The sequence below is a fragment of the Streptomyces sp. CoH27 genome (assembly GCF_020181035.1).
Classification (GTDB): Bacteria; Actinomycetota; Actinomycetes; order Streptomycetales; family Streptomycetaceae; genus Streptomyces; species Streptomyces camelliae.
The window spans coordinates 183,862-203,236 of record NZ_JAIQYY010000017.1; the positions used below are offsets into that span (position 1 = coordinate 183,862).

Consider the following 19,375-nt stretch of genomic DNA (forward strand, 5'->3'; position numbering starts at 1 on the left):
CCGGACACCGACTACCGGACCAGTCCCCAGCGGAAGCCGAGCGCCACCGCATGGGCCCGGTCCGAGGCGCCGAGCTTCTTGAACAGGCGGCGCGCGTGCGTCTTGACGGTGTCCTCGGAGAGGAACAGCTCGCGGCCGATCTCCGCGTTGGACCGGCCGTGGCTCATGCCCTCCAGCACCTGGATCTCACGCGCGGTGAGCGTGGGCGCGGCGCCCATCTCGGCCGAGCGCAGCCGGCGCGGGGCCAGCCGCCAGGTGGGGTCGGCGAGAGCCTGCGTCACCGTGGCGCGCAACTCCGCGCGCGAGGCGTCCTTGTGCAGGTAACCGCGGGCACCGGCGGCGACCGCGAGGGCCACGCCGTCGAGGTCCTCGGCGACGGTGAGCATGATGATGCGCGCGCCCGGGTCGGCGGACAGCAGCCGGCGCACGGTTTCCACGCCGCCCAGGCCGGGCATGCGCACGTCCATCAGGATGAGATCGGAGCGGTCGGCGCCCCAGCGGCGGAGGACTTCCTCGCCGTTGGCCGCCGTCGTCACACGCTCGACACCGGGCACGGTCGCCACCGCGCGGCGCAGCGCCTCTCGGGCAAGCGGGGAGTCGTCGCAGACGAGGACGGATGTCATGACCGCCCTCCCCAGCTGATGCGCGTCACCTTGAGCCTCCAGGCTGGTACGGAATCGTCACCTGTGCGGTCGACCGCCTCGGACGCCTGCCCGAGTGCCGGTGTTCTCAACCGCCTCCGCACTCTCAACGATGGTCACTCGAAAGAGTTACGGGGCTGCATACCGTCATCGGCACTCTACGTGAGGGTCTCGACACGGTGGAGAGATGACCAGCAGACCCTCAACTTTTCATCACAACCTATGCCCCATTCAGCCGCTTTTCTTCCCGTTTCGGGATGTCCGAGGCTAGATTCGCAATGAGTCATATTTTCATCTCCTTAGACCGGAGATGTACGGTCGTTGGCACCGTATCCGCCCAGAACGGCTACAAGGGGTCACGCAATGGCAGATTTCTCCCGCCTTCCCGGACCGAACGCGGACCTGTGGGACTGGCAGCTGCTGGCTGCCTGCCGCGGGGTGGACAGCTCGCTCTTCTTCCACCCGGAGGGCGAGCGCGGAGCGGCTCGGAGCGCTCGTGAGAACTCGGCCAAGGAGGTTTGTATGAGGTGCCCTGTCCGCGCGGAGTGCGCGGCGCACGCGCTGGCGGTGCGCGAGCCGTACGGCGTGTGGGGCGGCCTGACCGAGGACGAGCGCGAAGAGTTGATGGGACGGGCCCGTAACCGCCTGGTGTCGGCGTCGACCACCAGCGGGGACACCGCCCCGAGCCGCTGAAGGAACGTTTCTGCATAGTCGCTCCCCCAGCGGGCACGCGTGCGCGTGCCCGGGACTCCTGCTGCGCGGGTGCCGCTACGCGCGCGTGGCCGGGCTCTGGTGGCCCTGTGTGCGGCCGGCCGCCCGGGCCAGCTGCTCCAGCGTCGCCGCCACGGCCGGCACCTGGGCCAGGTCGGGCAGGGTGAGGGCGACGATCTCGCGCCGTACCGCCGGTTCCAGCCGTACCGTGCGCACCCCCCTCGGCCGTACCGACTCCACCGCGAGCTGCGGCAGTACGGCCACCCCGAGGCCCGCGCCGACCAGGCCGACCACCGCCGGGTAGTCGTCCGTGGCGAAGTCGATGCGCGGGGTGAAGCCGGCCCCCTCGCACACCTCCACCAGCTGTCCCCGGCAGCGCGGGCAGCCCGCGATCCAGGGCTCGTGAGCCAGCTCGCCGATGGCGACGCTCTCCGCGCGCGCGAGGCGGTGCCGCTCGGGCACGAGGGCCACCAGGCGGTCCATCAGCAGGGGCCGTACGACCAGGTCGCCCCAGTCCTCGGCGGCCGCCGCCCCGGCGTAGCGGAAGGCCAGGGCCAGGTCGCAGTCGCCCTCGCGCAGCAGCTCGACGGACTTCGGGGGCTCGGCCTCCTCCAGGGAGACACGGGTGCCGGGGTGGGCGGCGCGCAGGGCGGCCAGGGCGGTGGGGACCAGGGTGGAGCTGCCGCTGGGGAACGACACCAGCCGGACCCGGCCGGCGCGCAGGCCCGCGATGGCGGCGACCTCCTCCTCGGCGGCGGTGAGCCCGGCGAGGATGCCGGAGGCGTGCCGGACCAGGGCCTCACCCGCCTGGGTCAGGCGCATCTCGCGGCCGGAGCGGACCAGCAGCGGGGTGCCGACCGAGGTCTCCAGGGCCTTCATCTGCTGGCTGACGGCGGGCTGGGTGCATCCCAGTTCGCGCCCCGCCGCCGAGAAGGAGCCGGTGGCGGCGACGGCGCGCAGGACACGGAGATGGCGGGCCTCGATCACCCTTCGAGCATAAGGCCCGCTTGGGGGGCGCGCCGGATAATCGGTCGACGCTTTGAGGCCGGTCGCATACCGTTCGTCCATGAAGGTTCTCTCGGTCAATCTGGGCCGCCCGCAGCCGGTGCCGTACACGGACCAGGCGGAGGGTGTGACGGGCATCGACAAGAAGCCGGTCGACGGACCGGTGCGGGTGACGGCGCCCGGCCCCAAGGGGACCGGGGCCGGCGGGCTCGCCGGGGACGCGGTGTGCGACCTGCGTCATCACGGCGGGGACGACCAGGCGGTGTACGCCTACGCGCGCGAGGACCTGGACGACTGGGAGCGCGAGCTCGGCAGATCGTTGGCCAATGGTTCCTTCGGGGAGAACCTGACGACGCAGGGGCTGGACGTCTCCGGGGCGCTGATCGGCGAGCGCTGGCGGGTGGGTGCCGAGCTGGTCCTGGAGGTGACCGCGGGCCGGATTCCGTGCCGTACGTTCCAGGGCCATTTGGGCGAGCGCGGCTGGGTCAAGAGGTTCACCCGGAAGGCCGCCACGGGTGCCTACCTCCGGGTGATCGAACCGGGCGAGATCCGCTCCGGAGATCCGGTGGAGATCGTGCACCGGCCGGAGCACGGGGTGACGGCGGCGATGCAGTTCCGTGCGGTCACCACCGAGCGGGAACTGCTGCCGCGGGTGCTCGCGGCGGGCGCGGCGCTGCACCCGGAGGCGCTGGAGCAGGCGCGCAAGTACGTGGCGGCGCAGCGGGGCTGAGCGGCCGTCAGCGGGGCGCCCGCGCGGGGCCCGCGGCAGCGGACGCTGTCGGTCCGGGTCACTACCCTTGGGTCATGACAACGGCTCTGATTACGGGATCGACCGCGGGGATCGGCGCCGCGTTCGCGCGGCGGCTGGCGGCGGACGGGCATGACCTCGTCCTGGTGGCGCGGGACACCGGACGGCTGCGCGAGCAGGCGACCGAACTGCACGACCGGCACGGCATCGAGGTGGAGGTGCTGACCGCCGACCTGTCCGAGGACAAGGGCATCGAGGCGGTGGCCGACCGGCTCGGCGACCGGAAGAACCCGGTGGACCTGCTGGTCAACAACGCCGGTTTCGGCAACAAGGGCCGCTACCTGGACGTGGCCATGGCCGACGAGCTGCGGATGCTCAAGGTGCACTGCGAGGCGGTGCTCCGGCTGACGTCGGCGGCGGCCGAGGCGATGCGCGAGCGGCGCCGGGGCGGGATCGTCAACGTCGCCTCCGTGGCTGCCTTCGTGCCGCGCGGCACCTACGGCGCCTCCAAGGCGTGGGTCGTGCAGTTCACCCAGGGCGCGGCCAAGGACCTGGCCGGCAGCGGGGTGCGGCTGATGGCCCTGTGCCCCGGCTTCGTGCGCACCGAGTTCCACCAGCGGGCCGGGATGGGCACGGACAACATCCCGGGCTGGATGTGGCTGGACGCCGACAAGCTGGTCGCGGCGGCCCTGGCCGATCTGGCGCGCGGGAAATCGTTGTCGATCCCCGACCCGCGCTACAAGGCGCTGATGGGGCTGGTGAAGGTCACCCCGCGCGGGCTGCTGGGCGGGGTCACCTCCAGGACCGGCCGCAAGTACGGGCCGCAGTAGCCCCGCCGGAGAAGCGGGTGACGCCGTCGCTCCGGTGTGGAAACGGGGCGAAAATGGGCGTGACGAAAAAACCGGGCCAGGGGGGCCGGGAGGCGGCGTCATGACCTTCGTACAGCTCATCGAGTGCAGGACGAGCCGGCTGGACGAGATGAACCGGCTCATGGACGACTGGGTCGCCGGGACCAAGGGGAAACGGACGGCGACGCACGCGCTGGTCGGCAAGGACCGCTCGGACGCGGCGCACATCGTGGAAGTGGTGGAGTTCCCGTCGTACGAGGAGGCGATGCGGAACTCGAACCTCCCGGAGACCGACAAGATCTTCCAGGGGATGGTCGCCCTGTGCGACGAGATGCCGACGTTCACCGATCTGGACGTCGTGCGGGACGAGCGGCTGGCCGAGGACACCGTACGGCGGTTCTTCGCGGCGCTGGAGACCCGGGGCGAACTGCCACCGCTCAACGACCTGCTGGACGAGGACATCCACAGCCATGATCCGGTCAATCCGCAGGACACCATCGGGCTGGACAACGCGCGCAGCGAGTTCCGGATGTGGCGCGGCGGCTTCGACTTCGCGTTCCGGGTCGACGACGTGCTCGCCCAGGGCGACCGGGCCTGTGTGCGGTGGGCCTGGAACGCCACGCACAAGGGCGAGTTCCTGGGGATCGCGGCCACCGGCAGGTACGTCGTCATGACCGGGATGACACTGTTCCGGTTCGCGGACAACGGCAAGATCGCCGAGATGTGGTGGCAGCACGACCAGCTCGGACTGATGCAGCAGCTGGGCGCGCTGGACGAGTTGGAGCAGTAGCCGGATCTTCCGGCGGCGGACAGGGCGAAGGCCCGGCTCCCCTCGCGGGGTGCCGGGCCTTCAGCGGGAACGCTCAGGAGCGCTGGGCTCAGTGGGCGTGGCCGTGGCTGTGGCCGTGGCCCGCGGCCTCCGGCTCCTCTTCCTTCTTCTCGACGACCAGGGTCTCGGTCGTGAGCAGCAGGGAGGCGATGGAGGCGGCGTTCTCCAGGGCGGAGCGGGTGACCTTCACCGGGTCGATGACGCCGGCCTTGACCAGGTCGCCGTACTCGCCGGTGGCGGCGTTGTAACCGTTGCCCTTCTCCAGCTCGGCGACCTTGGAGACGATGACGTAGCCCTCCAGGCCGGCGTTCTCGGCGATCCAGCGCAGCGGCTCCACAGCGGCGCGGCGGACGACCGCGACACCCGTGGCCTCGTCGCCGGTCTTGCCGAGGTTGCCGTCCAGGACCTTCACCGCGTGGACGAGAGCCGAGCCACCACCGGAGACGATGCCCTCCTCGACCGCGGCGCGGGTCGCGGAGATGGCGTCCTCCAGACGGTGCTTCTTCTCCTTCAGCTCCACCTCGGTGGCGGCGCCGACCTTGATCACGCACACGCCGCCGGCCAGCTTCGCGAGGCGCTCCTGGAGCTTCTCGCGGTCCCAGTCGGAGTCGGTGTTCTCGATCTCGGCCTTGATCTGGGCGACGCGGCCGTGGACGTCCTCGGACTTGCCGGCGCCGTCGACGATCGTGGTGTCGTCCTTGGTGACCGTCACGCGGCGGGCGGAGCCCAGCACGTCCAGGCCGACCTGGTCGAGCTTGAGGCCGACCTCCTCGGAGATGACCGTGGCGCCGGTGAGGATCGCCATGTCCTGGAGCATCGCCTTGCGGCGGTCACCGAAGCCCGGGGCCTTGACCGCGACCGCGTTGAAGGTGCCGCGGATCTTGTTGACGACCAGGGTCGACAGGGCCTCGCCCTCGACGTCCTCGGCGATGATCAGCAGCGGCTTGGAGGCACCGGCCTGGATGACCTTCTCCAGCAGCGGCAGCAGGTCCTGGATGGAGGCGATCTTGCCCTGGTTGATGAGGATGTACGGGTCCTCCAGGACGGCCTCCATGCGCTCCTGGTCCGTCACGAAGTACGGCGACAGGTAGCCCTTGTCGAAGGCCATGCCCTCGGTGAAGTCCAGCTCCAGACCGAAGGTGTTGGACTCCTCGACGGTGATGACACCGTCCTTGCCGACCTTGTCCATCGCCTCGGCGATCAGCTCGCCGACCTGCTGGTCCTGGGCGGACAGCGCGGCGACGGCGGCGATGTCGGACTTCTCGTCGATCGGGCGGGCCGTGGCGAGCAGCTCGTCGGAGACGGCCTTGACGGCGGCGTCGATGCCCTTCTTCAGAGCGGCCGGGGAGGCACCCGCGGCGACGTTCTTCAGGCCCTCGCGCACCAGCGCCTGGGCGAGCACGGTGGCGGTGGTGGTGCCGTCACCCGCGATGTCGTTGGTCTTGGTCGCCACCTCCTTCACCAGCTGCGCGCCGAGGTTCTCGTACGGGTCCTCGATCTCGACCTCGCGGGCGATCGTGACACCGTCGTTGGTGATGGTCGGGGCGCCGAACTTCTTGTCGATGACGACGTTGCGGCCCTTGGGGCCGATCGTCACCTTCACCGTGTCGGCCAGCTTGTTGACGCCGCGCTCAAGGGCGCGACGGGCGTCCTCGTCGAACTTCAGGATCTTCGCCATGACAGCGGGAGCCCTCTCGAAATCTGTGGGTGAAAAAACGCTGCGCCCCGGGCGCCCGGCTTCTTATCGGTCGCGGGGGCCAGGGGCGCAGCTTGAAGCAGAGGTTTGCTTCGAGGTGATTACTTCTCGATGATCGCGAGCACGTCGCGAGCCGAGAGGACGAGGTACTCCTCGCCGTTGTACTTCACCTCGGTGCCGCCGTACTTGCTGTAGAGGACGACGTCGCCGACCTTGACGTCGAGCGGAAGGCGCTCGCCGTTCTCGAACCGGCCCGGGCCCACGGCGAGGACGGCGCCCTCCTGGGGCTTCTCCTTCGCGGTGTCCGGGATGACCAGGCCAGAGGCCGTGGTCTGCTCGGCGTCCAGCGGCTGGACCACGATGCGGTCCTCAAGCGGCTTGATGGCAACCTTGGAGCTGGCGGTCGTCACGATCCGACCTCCCCCTTCGGAGATCTCACGGGGTTAACTGTCTGAGGTGGCGACCAGGTGGATCCGTCGTCGCGGGTGCCGGACCTGCCCGTCGCTTTTTTGGCACTCTCACGCGTCGAGTGCCAGAGCCGAGACTATGACCGGGATTAGCACTCGGTCAAGCGGAGTGCCAATGCCCGCGGCGCGTCGGCCGGGATACGGTCCCGGATCGCCTACAGGTAGTCCTCCAGCCGCCCCACCGTCAGCCCCCGCTGCTGGGCCCGGCGCAGGACCCTGATCGTGCGGTCCCGCAAGGTCCGGCCCGTCGTCTCGTCCGGGCCGACCAGGACGATGTCGCCGGGGCGCAGACGGTGTTCGCCGCGGGCGTAGGCCAGGCCGTCCGGGGTCGCCGCGGCGCGCCACAGGACGAGCGCGGAGATGCCGCAGTCGGCCGCCGCGCGCAGGGTCGTGGTGTCGTACGTGCCGTAGGGCGGGCGGAAGAGGCGGGGGCGCAGGCCCAGGCGGGAGCTGAGGCGGTCCTGCTGGCCGCAGATCTCGGCGCGCTGCCCCGCGTACGGCAGTCCGGCGAGCACGCGGTGGTCCATGGTGTGATTCTGGATGCCGGCGCCCAGCTCGCGCAGGCGGGCGAAGTGGTCGTAACGGGGGCCGGCCACGCTGTCGGTGAGGAACATGCTGACCGGCAGCCGCAGTTCGCGGACCATGTCGACGAAGCGGGGGTCCTTGTCGGCGCCGTCGTCGTAGGTGAGGAAGACGACCGGGTCGCGAGTGGGGACGTGGTCCATGACGCGGGGCAGGGAGCGGCCCGCGCTGTGCGGGGTGAGGGCGAAGGCGCGGGCATCGGGCCGGGGCGGGCGGGCGAGGGGCTCGGCCAGGCCCCAGCGGCGGTAGCCCTGGTCCGGGGAGGGGCCGTGCGGGGCGTGCGGGCGGACCTGCTCGGCGGCTTTGCGGCCGAGGCGTTCGATCGGGTCGACGGACTGGGCGCAGCCCGTGAGGAGGAGGGCCGGGAGGAGGAGGGCCGGGAGGAGGAGGGCCGGGGTGAGGTGCGTGAGGTGCGCGGTCAGGCTCCGGCGCGAGCGCCGCCCGGCACCCGCCCGCCGTCCGCGCCCCGGCCACGGGCTCCTCCCGCGCCTCACAGGTAGTCCTCCAGGCGGGCCACGGCGTAGCCCTCGCGCGTGACCTTGTTCAGGAAGCGGCGCATGTCGTCGATCATCGTGCCGTTCCATTCGGAGCGGCCGCGGAAGTGGGTCAGGACGATGTCGCCCCGGCGCATCTTCTGGTCGTCCTCGCGGTACTCCCAGTGGTCGACGAACACCTCCTCGTTCCAGATCGGCGCGTACTTGATGCCGCAGGCCTTGGCGGCGCGCAGGCTGTCCTGGTTGTAGTTGCCGTACGGGAAGCGCATGACGGTGGGCGCCTTGCCGAACTGCTTCCGCATGATCTTCTGCATGCCGCAGATCTCGTCCTTCTGCTCCTCGTAGGACAGACCGGGCAGGTAGGGGTGGTGCAGGGTGTGGTTGTTGAGGGTGTGGCCCTCGGCCTGCATCGTCCGGAAGTAGCCGTAGTCGTCCTTCACCAGGTAGTCGCTGAGGAAGGCGGTGTACGGGATCTTCAGGTCCTGCATCATCCGCAGGAAGTCCGGGTCCTTCTCCGAGCCGTCGTCGATCGTGAGGAAGACGATCTTCTGCTTGGTGGGGATCGTGGTGAAGACCGGGGGCAGGTCCCAGTCCTCCTGGTGGGCCACCTCGAAGCCGGCCCGGGCGGTGATCTCCGGTTTCACCTTGGGCGGCGGCGGGGGCGTGAGCGGTACCCGGTCCAGTCCCCAGCGTCTGGCGGCGGCGACCAGGCGGGCGTGTTCCGCGGCCTGGCGTGCGTGTTCCGCGGCCAGGCGGTCCTGGGGGCCCAGTACGTGCACGGGGCCGCCCTGGCCGGGTGCGGGGCGGGTCTCGGCGGGGCCGGCGCAGCCGGAGAGAAGGGCCGCGGAGGCCAGGACCGCGCCCCCGCAGCCCAGGGCCGCACGACCCGGAATAGACCGGTTCTTATCCTTTTGTACGACGGCTCGCATGGTGCCGGATCCTCCCAGGGCCCGGCCCGGATCCCCGGCCGACACCGCCGCCGGAGGCACACCGTCCACCGACTGGCCCACAATGAGCCGGTGAACGACCTCGCTCTGCTGCTCACCCCCGAAGGCCGTGCCCTCCTCGACGAGGTCCAGGGCACCGCACCGGCGGACGAACTCGCCGTCGCCACCCGGCTGCGCCGCGACCACCCGGCCGAGCTGGTGTCGGCCGCGCTCGGCCAGGCCCGGCTGCGGCAGCGGGCGGAGGCGAAGTTCGGGGCCGAGGACGCAGGCCGGATGTTCTTCACCCCCAACGGGGTCGAGCAGTCGACCCGGGCGAGCGTGGCGGCGTATCGCGCCGAGTGCTTTCGAGCGCTGGGCGTGCGGTCCGTCGCCGACCTGTGCTGCGGGATCGGCGGGGACGCGATCGCGCTGGCCCGCGCCGGGATCCGGGTGCTCGCCGTGGACCGGGACCCGGTGACGGCCGCCGCCGCGCGCGCCAACGCCGAGGCGCTCGGACTGAGCGGGCTGATCGAGGTGCAGGAAGCGGATGTCATGGAGGTCGACACGGCCGGTCATGACGCCGTGTTCGTGGACCCGGCCCGACGCGGGGGACGTGGCCGCATCTTCGATCCGGAGGCGTACTCGCCGCCGTTGTCCTGGGCCGTCGAGGCCGCCCGCGGGGCACCGCGCGCCGCACTGAAGATCGCGCCGGGCATTCCCCACGAAGCGATTCCCGGCGACGCCGAGGCCGAGTGGATCTCGGACGGGGGTGACGTCAAGGAGGCCGTGCTGTGGTTCGGCCCCCACGTGACGCCGGGCGCACGGCGGGCGACGCTGCTGCCGTCCGGGGCCGGGGTGTGGGCCTCGCCCGCGACGGCGCTGCCCGACCCCGAAACCCGGCCCGTCGGGCGGTACTTGTACGAGCCGGACGGCGCCGTCATCCGTTCCCACCTGGTCGCCGAGGTGGCCGAAGACCTGAACGGCGGGCTGATCGACCCCACCATCGCCTACATCACGGCGGACGAGCACCACGTGACCCCGTACGCCAGGGCGTACCAGATCACCGACCACCTCCCCTTCAGCGTCAAGAAGCTGAAGGCCCTGCTGCGGGAGCGCGAGGTCGGCACGCTGACCGTGAAGAAGCGCGGGTCGGCGGTCGAGCCGGAGGAACTGCGCAGGAAGGTGAAGCCCCAGGGGCCCAACGCGGCGACCGTGTTCCTCACCCGGGCCGCCGGGGCGCCCACCATGCTGATCGGCCACCCGTTGGAGTGATCCACACCGTCTCTCGCGGAGCCGGAACCCGTCGTCGGCCCACCATGCTGCCGTGACCTGGAGTGTGCGGCGAAGGATCCGACGGCGGCTGGTCCGCGACATCCTGCTCCTGTCGACAGCGGTCGTCTGCTTCGCGCTGGGCGGCGGGATGCTGGCCTTCGGCGGGAAGGAGGACTCGGACCACATATCCACCGTGGCCGGCTTCTTCACCGGCATCGTCAGCCTCTTCCTCGCCCTGGCCGACTTCTTCCGCGAGGAGCCGCCCACCCCCGACCCGGCCGCCCTCGCCGACGACCTGGCCCTGAACCTCGCGGAGCAGTGGCTGGAAGAGGCCACCGCCCGGGGGCTGCGCGACCCGCGTGTGCTGCCGCTGACCTGGTCGAGCACCAGCCGGGACGTCGTCCAACTGCCGCGCACGGCGGGCACCAGAGTGCTGCGTATGCGGCTGAACGGACGACTCGACGGCCAGTTCGACGAGGCGATCGCCCAACTCACCGACGACTACCGGCAGTTGCCGGGCGGCCGCCTCGTCGTCCTCGGGGAACCCGGATCCGGCAAGAGCGTCCTCGCGATCCTGCTCACGCTCGGTCTGCTGAAAGCCCGTGCGCCCGGTGGCCCCCTGCCGGTCCTGCTGCCCGCGTCCTCCTGGGACCCGGTCCGTGAGTCCCTGGACGACTGGATCGTCAGGACCCTGGCCCTGCCCTACTACAGCGGCCGCCCCGAGATCCCGCGCACCCTGCTCGCGCACGGCCTGCTCCTGCCCGTCCCGGACGGCCTGGACGAGATCCCGGAGTCGGCCCGGCGCAGCGCCGTCCGCGGCATCAACCTCGCCCTCGGCACCGAACGCCCGGTCGTGGTCACGTGCCGGGCTGCCGAGTACGAGGACCTGATCCGCGGCGGCGCTCCCACGCTGCGTGCCGCACCGGTCGTCGAGGTCTCGCCCCTTCCGCCCGGCGATGTGATCGCCTACCTGCGGGACGTGGACTGGCCGCGAGACGTCGACTGGACACCCGTCTACACCCATCTGCGGTCCCGGCGCGACAGCCCGCTCGCGGCCGCGATGTCCACGCCTCTGATGGTGACGTCGGCACGGCTCGTCCACGAACGCCTGGAACTGGATCCCCGGGACCTTCAGGACAGCGCACGGTTCGACTCCCGGCTGGCCGTCGAGCAGCACCTCATCGGCCAGTTGATCGACGCCGCCTACGCCCCGGATCCACGGCGCCCCGACCCGGACCGGCGGATGTCCTGGACCGCCGGACAGGCCCGGCGGTGGCTGACCTTCCTCGCCCACTATCTGCACGATCACCGCGAGCGGGATCTCGCCTGGTGGCGCATGAGCGAGCGGCTGCTGTCGCCGTGGTTCACGCCGGTGTTCGGGATCGCGGCCGGTCTGCTCCTCGGTCTCGGCTCGCTGGTGTGGATCGTCGGCACCGGCGTGCTCTCCTGGCCGGCACGGAAGGATTTCCCGCTGATCGGCGGCAGCATCGGCGGCGGCTTCGCTCTCCTCGTCGTGATCATCTGGCACGCCGCCCCGGGCCGCCCGCCAGGACGGCTCTCGTTCAGCCTGCGCGGGTCGCTGGGCCGGCTGCGGAGGGGATTCCGGCACGGCGTCATGCTCACCGCCTTCGCCGTGGCTCCCGTACTGCTCGTCATCACCATCGCCACCGCGCTGGGCGCGCCCGACGGCCCCGGGTCCTTCGACGCCATCGAGACGTACTACGAGATGGTCTCGGTCGGCCTGTGCCTCGTGCTCGTCATCGGGCTCGCCCTGGCCGCGCACAACTGGCTCGACGCGCCCCCGCACCAGGCGGCGCAGGCGAGCCCCGGGAGGTCCGTGGCCCAGGACCGAATGTCGGCCCTGGCCGGCTGCGTGGTCTCGGCCACGGGACTCTCCGGCTGGTACGCCGGGATCTTCTCGGGCGCCTGGCTCAGCCGTGAGCTCAACGACTGGGTGGGCTATCCCGGCCGGCGGAACGTCTCGCTCCTCGCCCAGGACAAGTGGCACGCCGTGACCGGCTACTTCGGCGGCAATGCCTATGCCGTCCTCGGCCTGACCGTCCTGCTCCCGGGAGCCGTGTTCGGACTGCTGCTTCTGCTGACCCGGGCCCGGCCCCGGTTCGTCCTCCTCACGTTCTGCCTCGCGGCGCGCGGCAGACTCCCCCTGCGGCTCTCGGCCTTCCTCGCCGACGCCCGGCGCCGCGAACTGCTGCGCCAGTCCGGCAGCGTCTACCAGTTCCGCCATGTACGGCTGCAGGAAACACTGGCCGGGCAACCGCTGTACGAGGACGGGGAGCAGCCCGCCGTGGCGAGCCGCGCGGTGCGGCGCAGGCTCGTCCTCACGGCGGGCGCGGTGGCCACGGCCACGGCCGCGGTCTCCGGCTCCAGCGGGTCCAGGGACCAGAGTTACAAGGTCTTCGCCATGCCTGAGGAAGCGGAAGTGCTGGAGTTCCACCCGAGCGGAGAAACCCGACTCGCCATCGGTTCGGGCATGGGGACGGTGTGGCTGTGGGACTGGGCGAACGGCTCGCCGTCACCAGGCGGACAACTGATCAGGGACGGCAGCGAGTACTCCTCGGTGAGCGGCCTCTCCCTGCACCCGCGTCGTCCTCTGCTCGCCGTCAGCGACGCTCTGCTCCTGGAAGTGTGGAACACCAGGACCGGACGGCGCGTGCGAAGGCTTCCCACCGACCCGAACGGCCCGAAGGGAAGCCCCGTCTTCTCCCCGCACGGTGACTATCTCGTCCTCAGCGACTCGGCCAGGTTCAAGCTGTGGCACCTCGGCTCCGGGGACACCATCGGCAACGTCTTCGCCAGGCCGGTTCAGGACGTGCCGTCGTCCCTCGTCTTCCGCCCTCGCACCGACGAGCTCATCTCCCTCGACGACAGAGGGGACCTACGACGCTTCTCCCTGCCGTCCCTTGAGGAGGAGGCCAAACTGCTCACCCACCCTCCTTCGGCGGACGGAGAAAGCTACGCCTCCTCCAGCGGTCTCTCGGCCAACTGGGACCAGCACCTGGTCGCCTTCATGCGCCACTCCAGCTTGAGCGGCGAGAGCCGGGCCGAGGTGTGGACGCTTTCCGGTACTCAGGTGTCCTGGCCCGACACGCGGGAGCGGTCCACCGTCCACGACCTGGCCCTCAGCCCCACGGCCCCCCTGCTGGCCACCTGCGACAACCGTGACCTGCACCTGTGGCGGTACATCTCGGGCGGCAACACAGTGGTGCACCTCCACACGTTCACCGGACACACCAGCTGGATCAACGCAGTCCGGTTCAGTCCGAACGGCGCACTGATCGCCACCGCCTCCGCCGACAGGACCGTACGCCTGTGGAGAACCGACCGCCGGCTGCCCTGAACGGTCACTCCCGCGCCCGGCGCAGCAGCAGCTCCCGTTCCTTCTCGTTGCGGGCCAGGGCCGCCGCGCGGACGAACTCCTCGCGGGCCTCCGTCGTACGCCCGAGGCGGGTCAGCAGATCGCCGCGGACGCTGGGGAGCAGGTGGTAGTCGCGCAGCGCGGGCTCGCCGGTGAGGGCGTCGACCAGTTTCAGTCCCTCGGCCGGGCCGTCGGCCATCGCCACGGCGACCGCGCGGTTCAGCTCGACCACCGGGGACGGGGCACGGGCCGCCAGCAGGCCGTACAGGGTGGCGATGGTGCGCCAGTCGGTGTCCTCGTAGCGGTACGCGTGCGCGTGGCACGCGGCGATGGCCGCCTGGAGGGCGTACGGGCCGGGCGCGCCCAGGGCGGTGGCGCGGTCGAGGGCGCGGATGCCACGGGCGATGAGCAGCCGGTTCCAGCGGCGGCGGTTCTGGTGCTCCAGGAGGACCGGCTCGCCGTCCGGGCCCGTGCGGGCGGCCGTGCGGGACGCCTGGAACTCCAGCAGCGCGGTCAGACCGTGCACCTCCGGTTCCTTGGGCATCAGGGCGGACAGGACGCGGGCCAGGCGCAGCGCGTCCTCGCACAGGCCGGGGCGCAGCAGATCGTCGCCGGCGGTCGCCGCGTACCCCTCGTTGAAGATCAGGTAGATGACGTCCAGCACGGAGCCGAGGCGGGCCTCGCGGTCGGGCCCGTACGGCACCTCGAAGGCGACGTTCTTCGTGGCGAGGGTCCGCTTGGCCCGGACGACGCGCTGGGCGATCGTCGGCTCCGGGACCAGGTAGGCGCGGGCGATCTCGGCCGTGCTCAGGCCGCCGAGGAGGCGCAGGGTGAGCGCGGTGCGGGCCTGCGGGGTCAGCAACGGATGGCAGGTGGTGAAGAGGAGCCGGAGCAGGTCGTCGTCGATGTCGTCCGGGTCGGCCGGTTCCTCGGGCGGGGCCGTGGTCTCCAGGTCCCGGCCGATCTCGGCGAGCTTGCGGGCGTAGGTCTCGCGGCGCCGGATCAGGTCGACGGCACGGTGCCGGGCGGTGGCCATGAGCCAGGCGCCGGGGTTGTCGGGCACGCCGTCGCGGGACCACTGCTCCAGGGCGGCGACCAGCGCGTCCTGGGTCAGCTCCTCGGCGATGCCGACGTCCCGGACGATCCGGGCGACACCGGCCACGACGCGGGGCGACTCCAGGCGGAAGACGGTCTCGATGGCGTGCAGGGCGGAGGAGCGCGGTGCGGTGGGCTGTGGCGCGGTGGGCTGTGCGGCGGTGGGCTGTGGTTCCACAGCCCACCATGCAACACCGCCCGGCGGCCGTACGCCAGGAATGGTCAGCCCTCGGCGATCTCCCGCACCTCGCAGGTCACCGTCCAGTACTCCTCGTGGGTCTTCAAGAACCGCTTGGTCCATTCCAGGGCCTCGTCCATGTCCTTGCACTGCATCAGGGCGTATCCGCCGATGACCTCCTTGGTTTCGGTGAACGGCCCGTCCGTGACGGCGAGCTGTCCGCCCTCCCAGTGCACCCGCTTGCCCTGGCTCTGCGGGGCCAGTCCGGCCGTGTCGAGCATGACGCCGGCCTTGGTGATCTCCTCGATCAGCGCGCCCATCCGCTCCATCAGCTCGGGGCTGGGGCCCTCCGGCGGGGCGGTGGTCTCGTCGACCTTCACGATGGACAGGTAGCGCGGCATGGTGACTCCTTCGGTGCGGGCGGGGTCTCTCCCCGCTCTCACCCTCTACGTCGAACGGAACCACCCGGGATCGACACACCTCCGGAACTTTTTTTCGAGACTCTTCAGCGCAGCGACGCCCACAGCCTGCTCGCCGCCGGTTCCTGCGCGATCACCCGGTTGGGATCGGAGGGGGCGGTGACGACCGGCATCATCACCGTCGTCACCCGGTCGGCCGTCAGCCCCTTCAGGCTCTGGCCGAGCCGCGTCAGCTCGCTCAGCGAGTCCAGGCCGGTGTCGGTGGTGAGGCTCGCGGTGACCGTGTCGGCGACCCGGTACAGCTTGGCCGGGTCGGTGAGGAGACTGGTGCCCGCCATCTGCTCCAGCAGGGCCTTCACCAGCTTCTGCTGGAGCCCTATGCGGCCGAGGTCGCTGCCGTCGCCTATGCCGTGCCGGGTGCGGGCGAAGGCGAGGGCCGTCCTGCCGTCGAGGTGGTGGGTGCCGGCGGGCAGGTCCAGGTGGCTGTCGTCGTCGTGGATGTCCTGGCCGGTGGTGACCGTGACCCCGCCGAGCGCGTCCACCAGCTTGGCGAAGCCGGAGAAGTCGACCTCCAGGTAGTGGTCCATCCGGACCCCGGTGATCGACTCGACCGTCTTCACGGCGCACACCGGCCCGCCGATCTCGTAGGCGGTGTTGAACATCGCGCCGTACGCCACCGCCGTGGACCTGCCGGAGGACAGCGGGCAGGACGGGCGGGTGACGAGGGTGTCGCGCGGGATGCTGACCACGGTGGCCTTCGTACGGCCCGCGTCGATGTGCACGACCATCGCCGTGTCCGAGCGGGCGCCGGAGCTGTCGCCGCCGCCCAGTTCCTGGTTGGCCTTGCCGCTGCGCGAGTCCGAGCCGAGGACCAGGATGTTCAGGGAACCGGACGGCAGCGGGGAGGCCGAGGCCGACGGGGTGATCATCGTCTTGGCGGGGCGGTCGTCGCCGAGGGCGCTGTCGATGTCGACGCTTTTGATGTTGTGGTTCAGATGCCAGTACGCCCAGCCCCCGACGGCCGCGCCCAGCACCAGGACCCCCGCCAGGGTGAGGCCGACGATCTTCAGCGCTCTCGATCGCCGGCCCACTTGTCTGCCCGCGTCGCCGTGCTCCTCGCGTAGCTCCTCGTGTCGCGTCACAACAGGAACGTAAGTCCGAATTATTAGGGGACTGTTAGCGGAAGCCGTGCGAGTCGGTTTTCTTGGGCAATTCTCATCCCAGCGTCACCGTGGGTACCGGATTGCTGCCGCTCCAGGACCCGTTGAAACCGAACGTCACCGAACCGCCGTCCGGCACCGACCCGTTGTACGAGGCGTTGGCACACGACACCGCCGTGCCCGACTGGGCGCAGGTGGCGTTCCAGGCCTGGGTGATCCGCTGGCCCGCCCCGAAGGTCCAGTTCGCCTTCCAGGACGACAGCGAGGCCCCGGAGCAGGAGATGGTGACCTGGCCGGTGAACCCGGTGTTCCACTGGCTGCTCACGCTGTACGCGGCGGTGCAGGCGCCGGTCGGTGGCGGCGTACCCCCGCCGCTGTCACTGCCGCCGAGCGCCGTCGCGATGCCGTAATACGCCGGTTTCGGCTGGTAGTTCTCGTCGTACGGGGTTGCCGCCCCGTACCCCGGGAAGGTGCCCGGCACCCAGGAGTCGGCATCGGTGAAGCCCCACACGGTGACGTTGACGCACCGGGTCACGGCGGCGCACGCGGCCACGACCGAGTTGAAGTCGGCCTTCTGCTGGGCGAGCTTGGTGCTGTCGGCGGGCAGCTGCATGCGGACGTCCAGCTCGGTGATCGCCACGTCCACGCCGAGGTCGGCGAAGCGCTGGATGTTCTGCTGGAGCGTCGACGGCACCTGGCCGAGGATCAGATGGGCCTGGAGTCCGACGCCGTCGATCGGGACGCCCTGCGCCTTCAGCGACTTGACCAGGTTGTACAGGGCGTCGGACTTCGCGTTCACGCCCTCGACGTTGTAGTCGTTGATGTACAGCCTGGCGTCCGGGTCGGCCGCGTGTGCCCAGGTCAGGGCGTTGGCGATATAGCCGGAGCCGAGGTTGTCGTACCAGAGGTCGGAGCGGTAGGTGCCGTCGTCGTTGAACGGCTCGTTGACCACGTCCCAGGCGGCGATCTCGCCCTTGTAGCGGCTCACCTCGGTGGTGATGTGGTTCTGGAGGAGGCTGCCGAGCTGGGCGGGGGTCCAGCTGCCGTTCGTCAGCCAGCTCGGGTTCTGGTTGTGCCAGACCAGGGTGTGGCCGCGCACCTTCTGGTTGTGGGCCTGGGCGAAGGCCACGATCTGGTCGGCCTCGGTCCAGTTGAAGCTGCCCCGGGTGGGCTCGACGGTCCCCCACTTCATGGCGTTGCCGGGGGTCAGCGAGCTGAACTGGCCGCCGGCGAGGTCGCCGTAGGTGCCGGTGAGCTCGGAGCCGGTGACGGCGGTGCCGATGAGCTTGCCCTTCGCCGCCGCCAGGTCGCGCAGCGGGGTGTCGGCGGCATGCGCGGCGGGCGCCGTCAGCAGGAGCGCTGCACCGGTCACGAGGGAAGCGAGAGGTAAGCCGATTCTCAGAGATCTCACTGCGGGTGCCTCCGAAAGTTTCGGTTGGTTTACCGATTGGCTTCGGAGGAGTGTGGGGGCGCCCGTCCCACCCGTCAATACGTCAACTTCCGGCCACAGCCGGCGCTGCCGTACTCGATCGCACCACCAGACTCGTCGCCAGCTCCACCCGGGTCGCCGCCCGCTCCTCCTGCTCGCGCGCCAGCTCCAGCACCAGCCGGGCGGCCGCCTCGGCCATCTCGGTCAGCGGCTGCCGTACGGTCGTCAGCGGCGGGCCCACCCAGCGGGCCACCGGCAGATCGTCGAAGCCGACCACGCTGAGGTCCTCGGGAATGCGCAGACCCAGCTCGCGGGCGGCCTCGTACAGGCCGAGCGCCTGCAGGTCGTTGCCCGCGAAGACGGCGGTGGGCCGGTCGGGGCGGCCGAGCAGCTCCAGGCCCAGCCGGTAGCCGGCGTCGTGGTGGAAGTCGCCGCCGACGATCAGTGAGGGGTCGACGGGCAGGCCGGCCGTCTCCAGCGCGGCCCGGTAGCCGTCGACCCGGGCGCGGCTGCACATCATCCGGGACGGGCCGCTGATCGCGCCGATCCGGGTGTGGCCGAGCTCGACCAGGTGGCGGGTGGCGGCGAGCCCGCCCTGCCAGTTGGTGGCACCGATCGAGGGCACGTCCGGGCCCGGGTCGCCGGCCGGGTCCATCACCACGAACGGGATGGACCGGCTGGTCAGCAGCGCCCGCTGGGACTCGTCCAGCCCGGACAGCACCAGCACCACCCCGTGCGGGCGGCGCGCGGCGACCTGGTCGGCCCAGGTCCGGCCCGGGGTGAGCCGCCCGGCCGACTCCGACAGCACGACGCTCAGCCCGGCGTCCCGGGCCACGTTCTCCACACCCCGGATGACCTCCATCGCCCACGCGCTCTCCAGCTCGTGGAAGACCAGGTCGATCAGCGGCGAACGGGACGCCTCGGCACGCCGGCGCCGGTAGCCGTAGGCGCGCAGCAGCTCCTCGACGCGGGTGCGGGTCGCCGGGGCGACGTCGGCGCGGCCGTTGAGGACCTTCGAAACAGTCGGTGCGGACACCCCGGCCTCACGGGCGATTTCGGCGAGGGTCGCCGTCTGGGTTTCTGTGGGCTTCGAAGGCTTCATGTCTGGGATCGTATCCCCGCCGGACCTCTTGACGAAGGACAGTGCGCGCCATAGGTTCCCCGGAACATTCGGAATACTCCACGAAACATTCGCGCACGAGTTCAGCTGAGCCAGCCGAGTCAGACGGGAGTCCCATGACCATCGCTCCTTGGCGCGACCCCGCCCTGCCCGCCGACGCCCGCGTGGCCGACCTGCTCTCCCGGATGACCCTGGAGGAGAAGGCCGCCCAGCTGTACGGCGTCTGGGTGGGCGCCGCCACGGACGGCGACGGGGTCGCGCCCCTGCAGCGCGAGATGACCGCAGAGTACGACTGGGACGAGCTGATCACGCGCGGCCTCGGCCAGCTGACCCGCCCCTTCGGCACCGCTCCGGTGGACCCGGCGCTGGGCGCGCAGGC

The 19,375-nt window shown here is 71.0% G+C and carries 17 protein-coding genes and 1 pseudogene; 7 read left to right on the top strand and 11 right to left on the bottom strand.

Annotated elements, in window-relative coordinates; all coding sequences use genetic code 11:
- Positions 1-11: 11 nt before the first annotated feature.
- Entirely contained in the window at positions 12-623 is a 612-nt protein-coding gene (locus LE548_RS27995) for a response regulator transcription factor (protein WP_003948568.1), read from the bottom strand.
- A gap of 381 nt (positions 624-1,004) precedes the next feature.
- Between LE548_RS27995 and LE548_RS28000 the strand changes: the two genes are divergently transcribed.
- A complete protein-coding gene (locus tag LE548_RS28000; protein ID WP_225099739.1) occupies positions 1,005-1,334 on the top strand; it encodes a WhiB family transcriptional regulator in 330 nt (109 codons plus the stop codon).
- 75 nt (positions 1,335-1,409) lie between these two features.
- On the opposite strand, the gene LE548_RS28005 is transcribed toward LE548_RS28000, so the two are convergent.
- Positions 1,410-2,339 carry a LysR family transcriptional regulator gene (locus LE548_RS28005; RefSeq protein WP_225099740.1) on the bottom strand — a complete coding sequence of 310 codons (930 nt, stop codon included), beginning with the start codon at positions 2,337-2,339 and terminating at the stop codon, positions 1,410-1,412.
- Positions 2,340-2,418: 79 nt separating this feature from the next.
- Here LE548_RS28005 and LE548_RS28010 point away from each other — a divergent pair, with 79 nt between their 5' ends.
- From LE548_RS28010 to LE548_RS28020, 3 genes are all read left to right on the top strand, one after another.
- On the top strand, positions 2,419-3,087 hold the full coding sequence (locus LE548_RS28010) for an MOSC domain-containing protein (RefSeq protein ID WP_225099741.1): 669 nt from the start codon (positions 2,419-2,421) through the stop codon (positions 3,085-3,087).
- A gap of 74 nt (positions 3,088-3,161) precedes the next feature.
- Positions 3,162-3,935 carry an SDR family oxidoreductase gene (locus LE548_RS28015; RefSeq protein ID WP_225099742.1) on the top strand — a complete coding sequence of 258 codons (774 nt, stop codon included), beginning with the start codon at positions 3,162-3,164 and terminating at the stop codon, positions 3,933-3,935.
- 100 nt (positions 3,936-4,035) lie between these two features.
- Entirely contained in the window at positions 4,036-4,743 is a 708-nt protein-coding gene (locus LE548_RS28020) for an ester cyclase (protein ID WP_225099743.1), read from the top strand.
- A gap of 88 nt (positions 4,744-4,831) precedes the next feature.
- Here the strand turns inward: LE548_RS28020 and groL are convergent, their stop codons facing one another.
- The 4 genes from groL to LE548_RS28040 all read right to left on the bottom strand — a co-directional run bounded on the left by groL (position 4,832) and on the right by LE548_RS28040 (position 8,950).
- Entirely contained in the window at positions 4,832-6,460 is a 1,629-nt protein-coding gene (groL, locus tag LE548_RS28025; protein WP_225099744.1) for a chaperonin GroEL, read from the bottom strand.
- Positions 6,461-6,579: 119 nt separating this feature from the next.
- Positions 6,580-6,888, bottom strand: coding sequence for a co-chaperone GroES (gene groES, locus LE548_RS28030; protein ID WP_039652762.1), 309 nt, complete (start codon positions 6,886-6,888; stop codon positions 6,580-6,582).
- A 212-nt stretch (positions 6,889-7,100) separates the two neighbouring features.
- Positions 7,101-8,021 (bottom strand): polysaccharide deacetylase family protein, encoded by a 921-nt coding sequence (locus LE548_RS28035; protein WP_374116185.1) that lies wholly within the window; start codon positions 8,019-8,021, stop codon positions 7,101-7,103.
- Complete coding sequence (locus LE548_RS28040; protein WP_225099745.1) at positions 8,018-8,950, bottom strand: polysaccharide deacetylase family protein; 933 nt, start codon at positions 8,948-8,950, stop codon at positions 8,018-8,020. Before LE548_RS28040 ends, LE548_RS28035 begins: the two co-directional genes overlap by 4 nt.
- Before the next feature lie 30 nt (positions 8,951-8,980).
- On the opposite strand from LE548_RS28040, the gene LE548_RS28045 reads away from it, so the two are divergent.
- Positions 8,981-10,219: a methyltransferase domain-containing protein gene (locus LE548_RS28045; protein WP_374116188.1), complete on the top strand. Its 1,239-nt coding sequence runs from the start codon at positions 8,981-8,983 to the stop codon at positions 10,217-10,219.
- 52 nt (positions 10,220-10,271) lie between these two features.
- Positions 10,272-13,577 (top strand): WD40 repeat domain-containing protein, encoded by a 3,306-nt coding sequence (locus LE548_RS46130; protein ID WP_225099747.1) that lies wholly within the window; start codon positions 10,272-10,274, stop codon positions 13,575-13,577.
- 4 nt (positions 13,578-13,581) lie between these two features.
- Here LE548_RS46130 and LE548_RS28055 read toward each other — a convergent pair whose 3' ends face one another.
- The 5 genes from LE548_RS28055 to LE548_RS28075 form a co-directional block, all read right to left on the bottom strand.
- Positions 13,582-14,868, bottom strand: a complete 1,287-nt coding sequence (locus LE548_RS28055; RefSeq protein WP_374116186.1) for an RNA polymerase sigma factor — start codon at positions 14,866-14,868, stop codon at positions 13,582-13,584.
- Positions 14,869-14,912: 44 nt separating this feature from the next.
- Positions 14,913-15,269, bottom strand: a complete 357-nt coding sequence (locus tag LE548_RS28060) for a YciI family protein (RefSeq protein ID WP_225099748.1) — start codon at positions 15,267-15,269, stop codon at positions 14,913-14,915.
- Between the two features lie 104 nt (positions 15,270-15,373).
- A complete protein-coding gene (locus LE548_RS28065) occupies positions 15,374-16,378 on the bottom strand; it encodes an LCP family protein (protein WP_225099786.1) in 1,005 nt (334 codons plus the stop codon).
- Positions 16,379-16,502: 124 nt separating this feature from the next.
- Positions 16,503-17,858: an endo-1,4-beta-xylanase gene (locus LE548_RS28070; RefSeq protein WP_225099749.1), complete on the bottom strand. Its 1,356-nt coding sequence runs from the start codon at positions 17,856-17,858 to the stop codon at positions 16,503-16,505.
- A gap of 82 nt (positions 17,859-17,940) precedes the next feature.
- Positions 17,941-18,978, bottom strand: a complete 1,038-nt coding sequence (locus LE548_RS28075; RefSeq protein WP_225099750.1) for a LacI family DNA-binding transcriptional regulator — start codon at positions 18,976-18,978, stop codon at positions 17,941-17,943.
- Positions 18,979-19,112: 134 nt separating this feature from the next.
- Between LE548_RS28075 and LE548_RS28080 the strand changes: the two are divergent.
- Positions 19,113-19,375: pseudogene (locus LE548_RS28080) on the top strand (glycosyl hydrolase); the annotation flags it as partial.

What these genes read in the sequence shown, in the direction of transcription:
- LE548_RS27995 (WP_003948568.1), bottom strand. Translation starts at nt 623, where the DNA reads ATGACATCCGTCCTCGTCTGCGACGACTCCCCGCTTGCCCGAGAGGCG.
- LE548_RS28000 (WP_225099739.1), top strand. Translation starts at nt 1,005, where the DNA reads ATGGCAGATTTCTCCCGCCTTCCCGGACCGAACGCGGACCTGTGGGAC.
- LE548_RS28010 (WP_225099741.1), top strand. Translation starts at nt 2,419, where the DNA reads ATGAAGGTTCTCTCGGTCAATCTGGGCCGCCCGCAGCCGGTGCCGTAC.
- LE548_RS28015 (WP_225099742.1), top strand. Translation starts at nt 3,162, where the DNA reads ATGACAACGGCTCTGATTACGGGATCGACCGCGGGGATCGGCGCCGCG.
- LE548_RS28020 (WP_225099743.1), top strand. Translation starts at nt 4,036, where the DNA reads ATGACCTTCGTACAGCTCATCGAGTGCAGGACGAGCCGGCTGGACGAG.
- groL (WP_225099744.1), bottom strand. Translation starts at nt 6,460, where the DNA reads ATGGCGAAGATCCTGAAGTTCGACGAGGACGCCCGTCGCGCCCTTGAG.
- LE548_RS28040 (WP_225099745.1), bottom strand. Translation starts at nt 8,950, where the DNA reads ATGCGAGCCGTCGTACAAAAGGATAAGAACCGGTCTATTCCGGGTCGT.
- LE548_RS28060 (WP_225099748.1), bottom strand. Translation starts at nt 15,269, where the DNA reads ATGCCGCGCTACCTGTCCATCGTGAAGGTCGACGAGACCACCGCCCCG.
- LE548_RS28075 (WP_225099750.1), bottom strand. Translation starts at nt 18,978, where the DNA reads ATGAAGCCTTCGAAGCCCACAGAAACCCAGACGGCGACCCTCGCCGAA.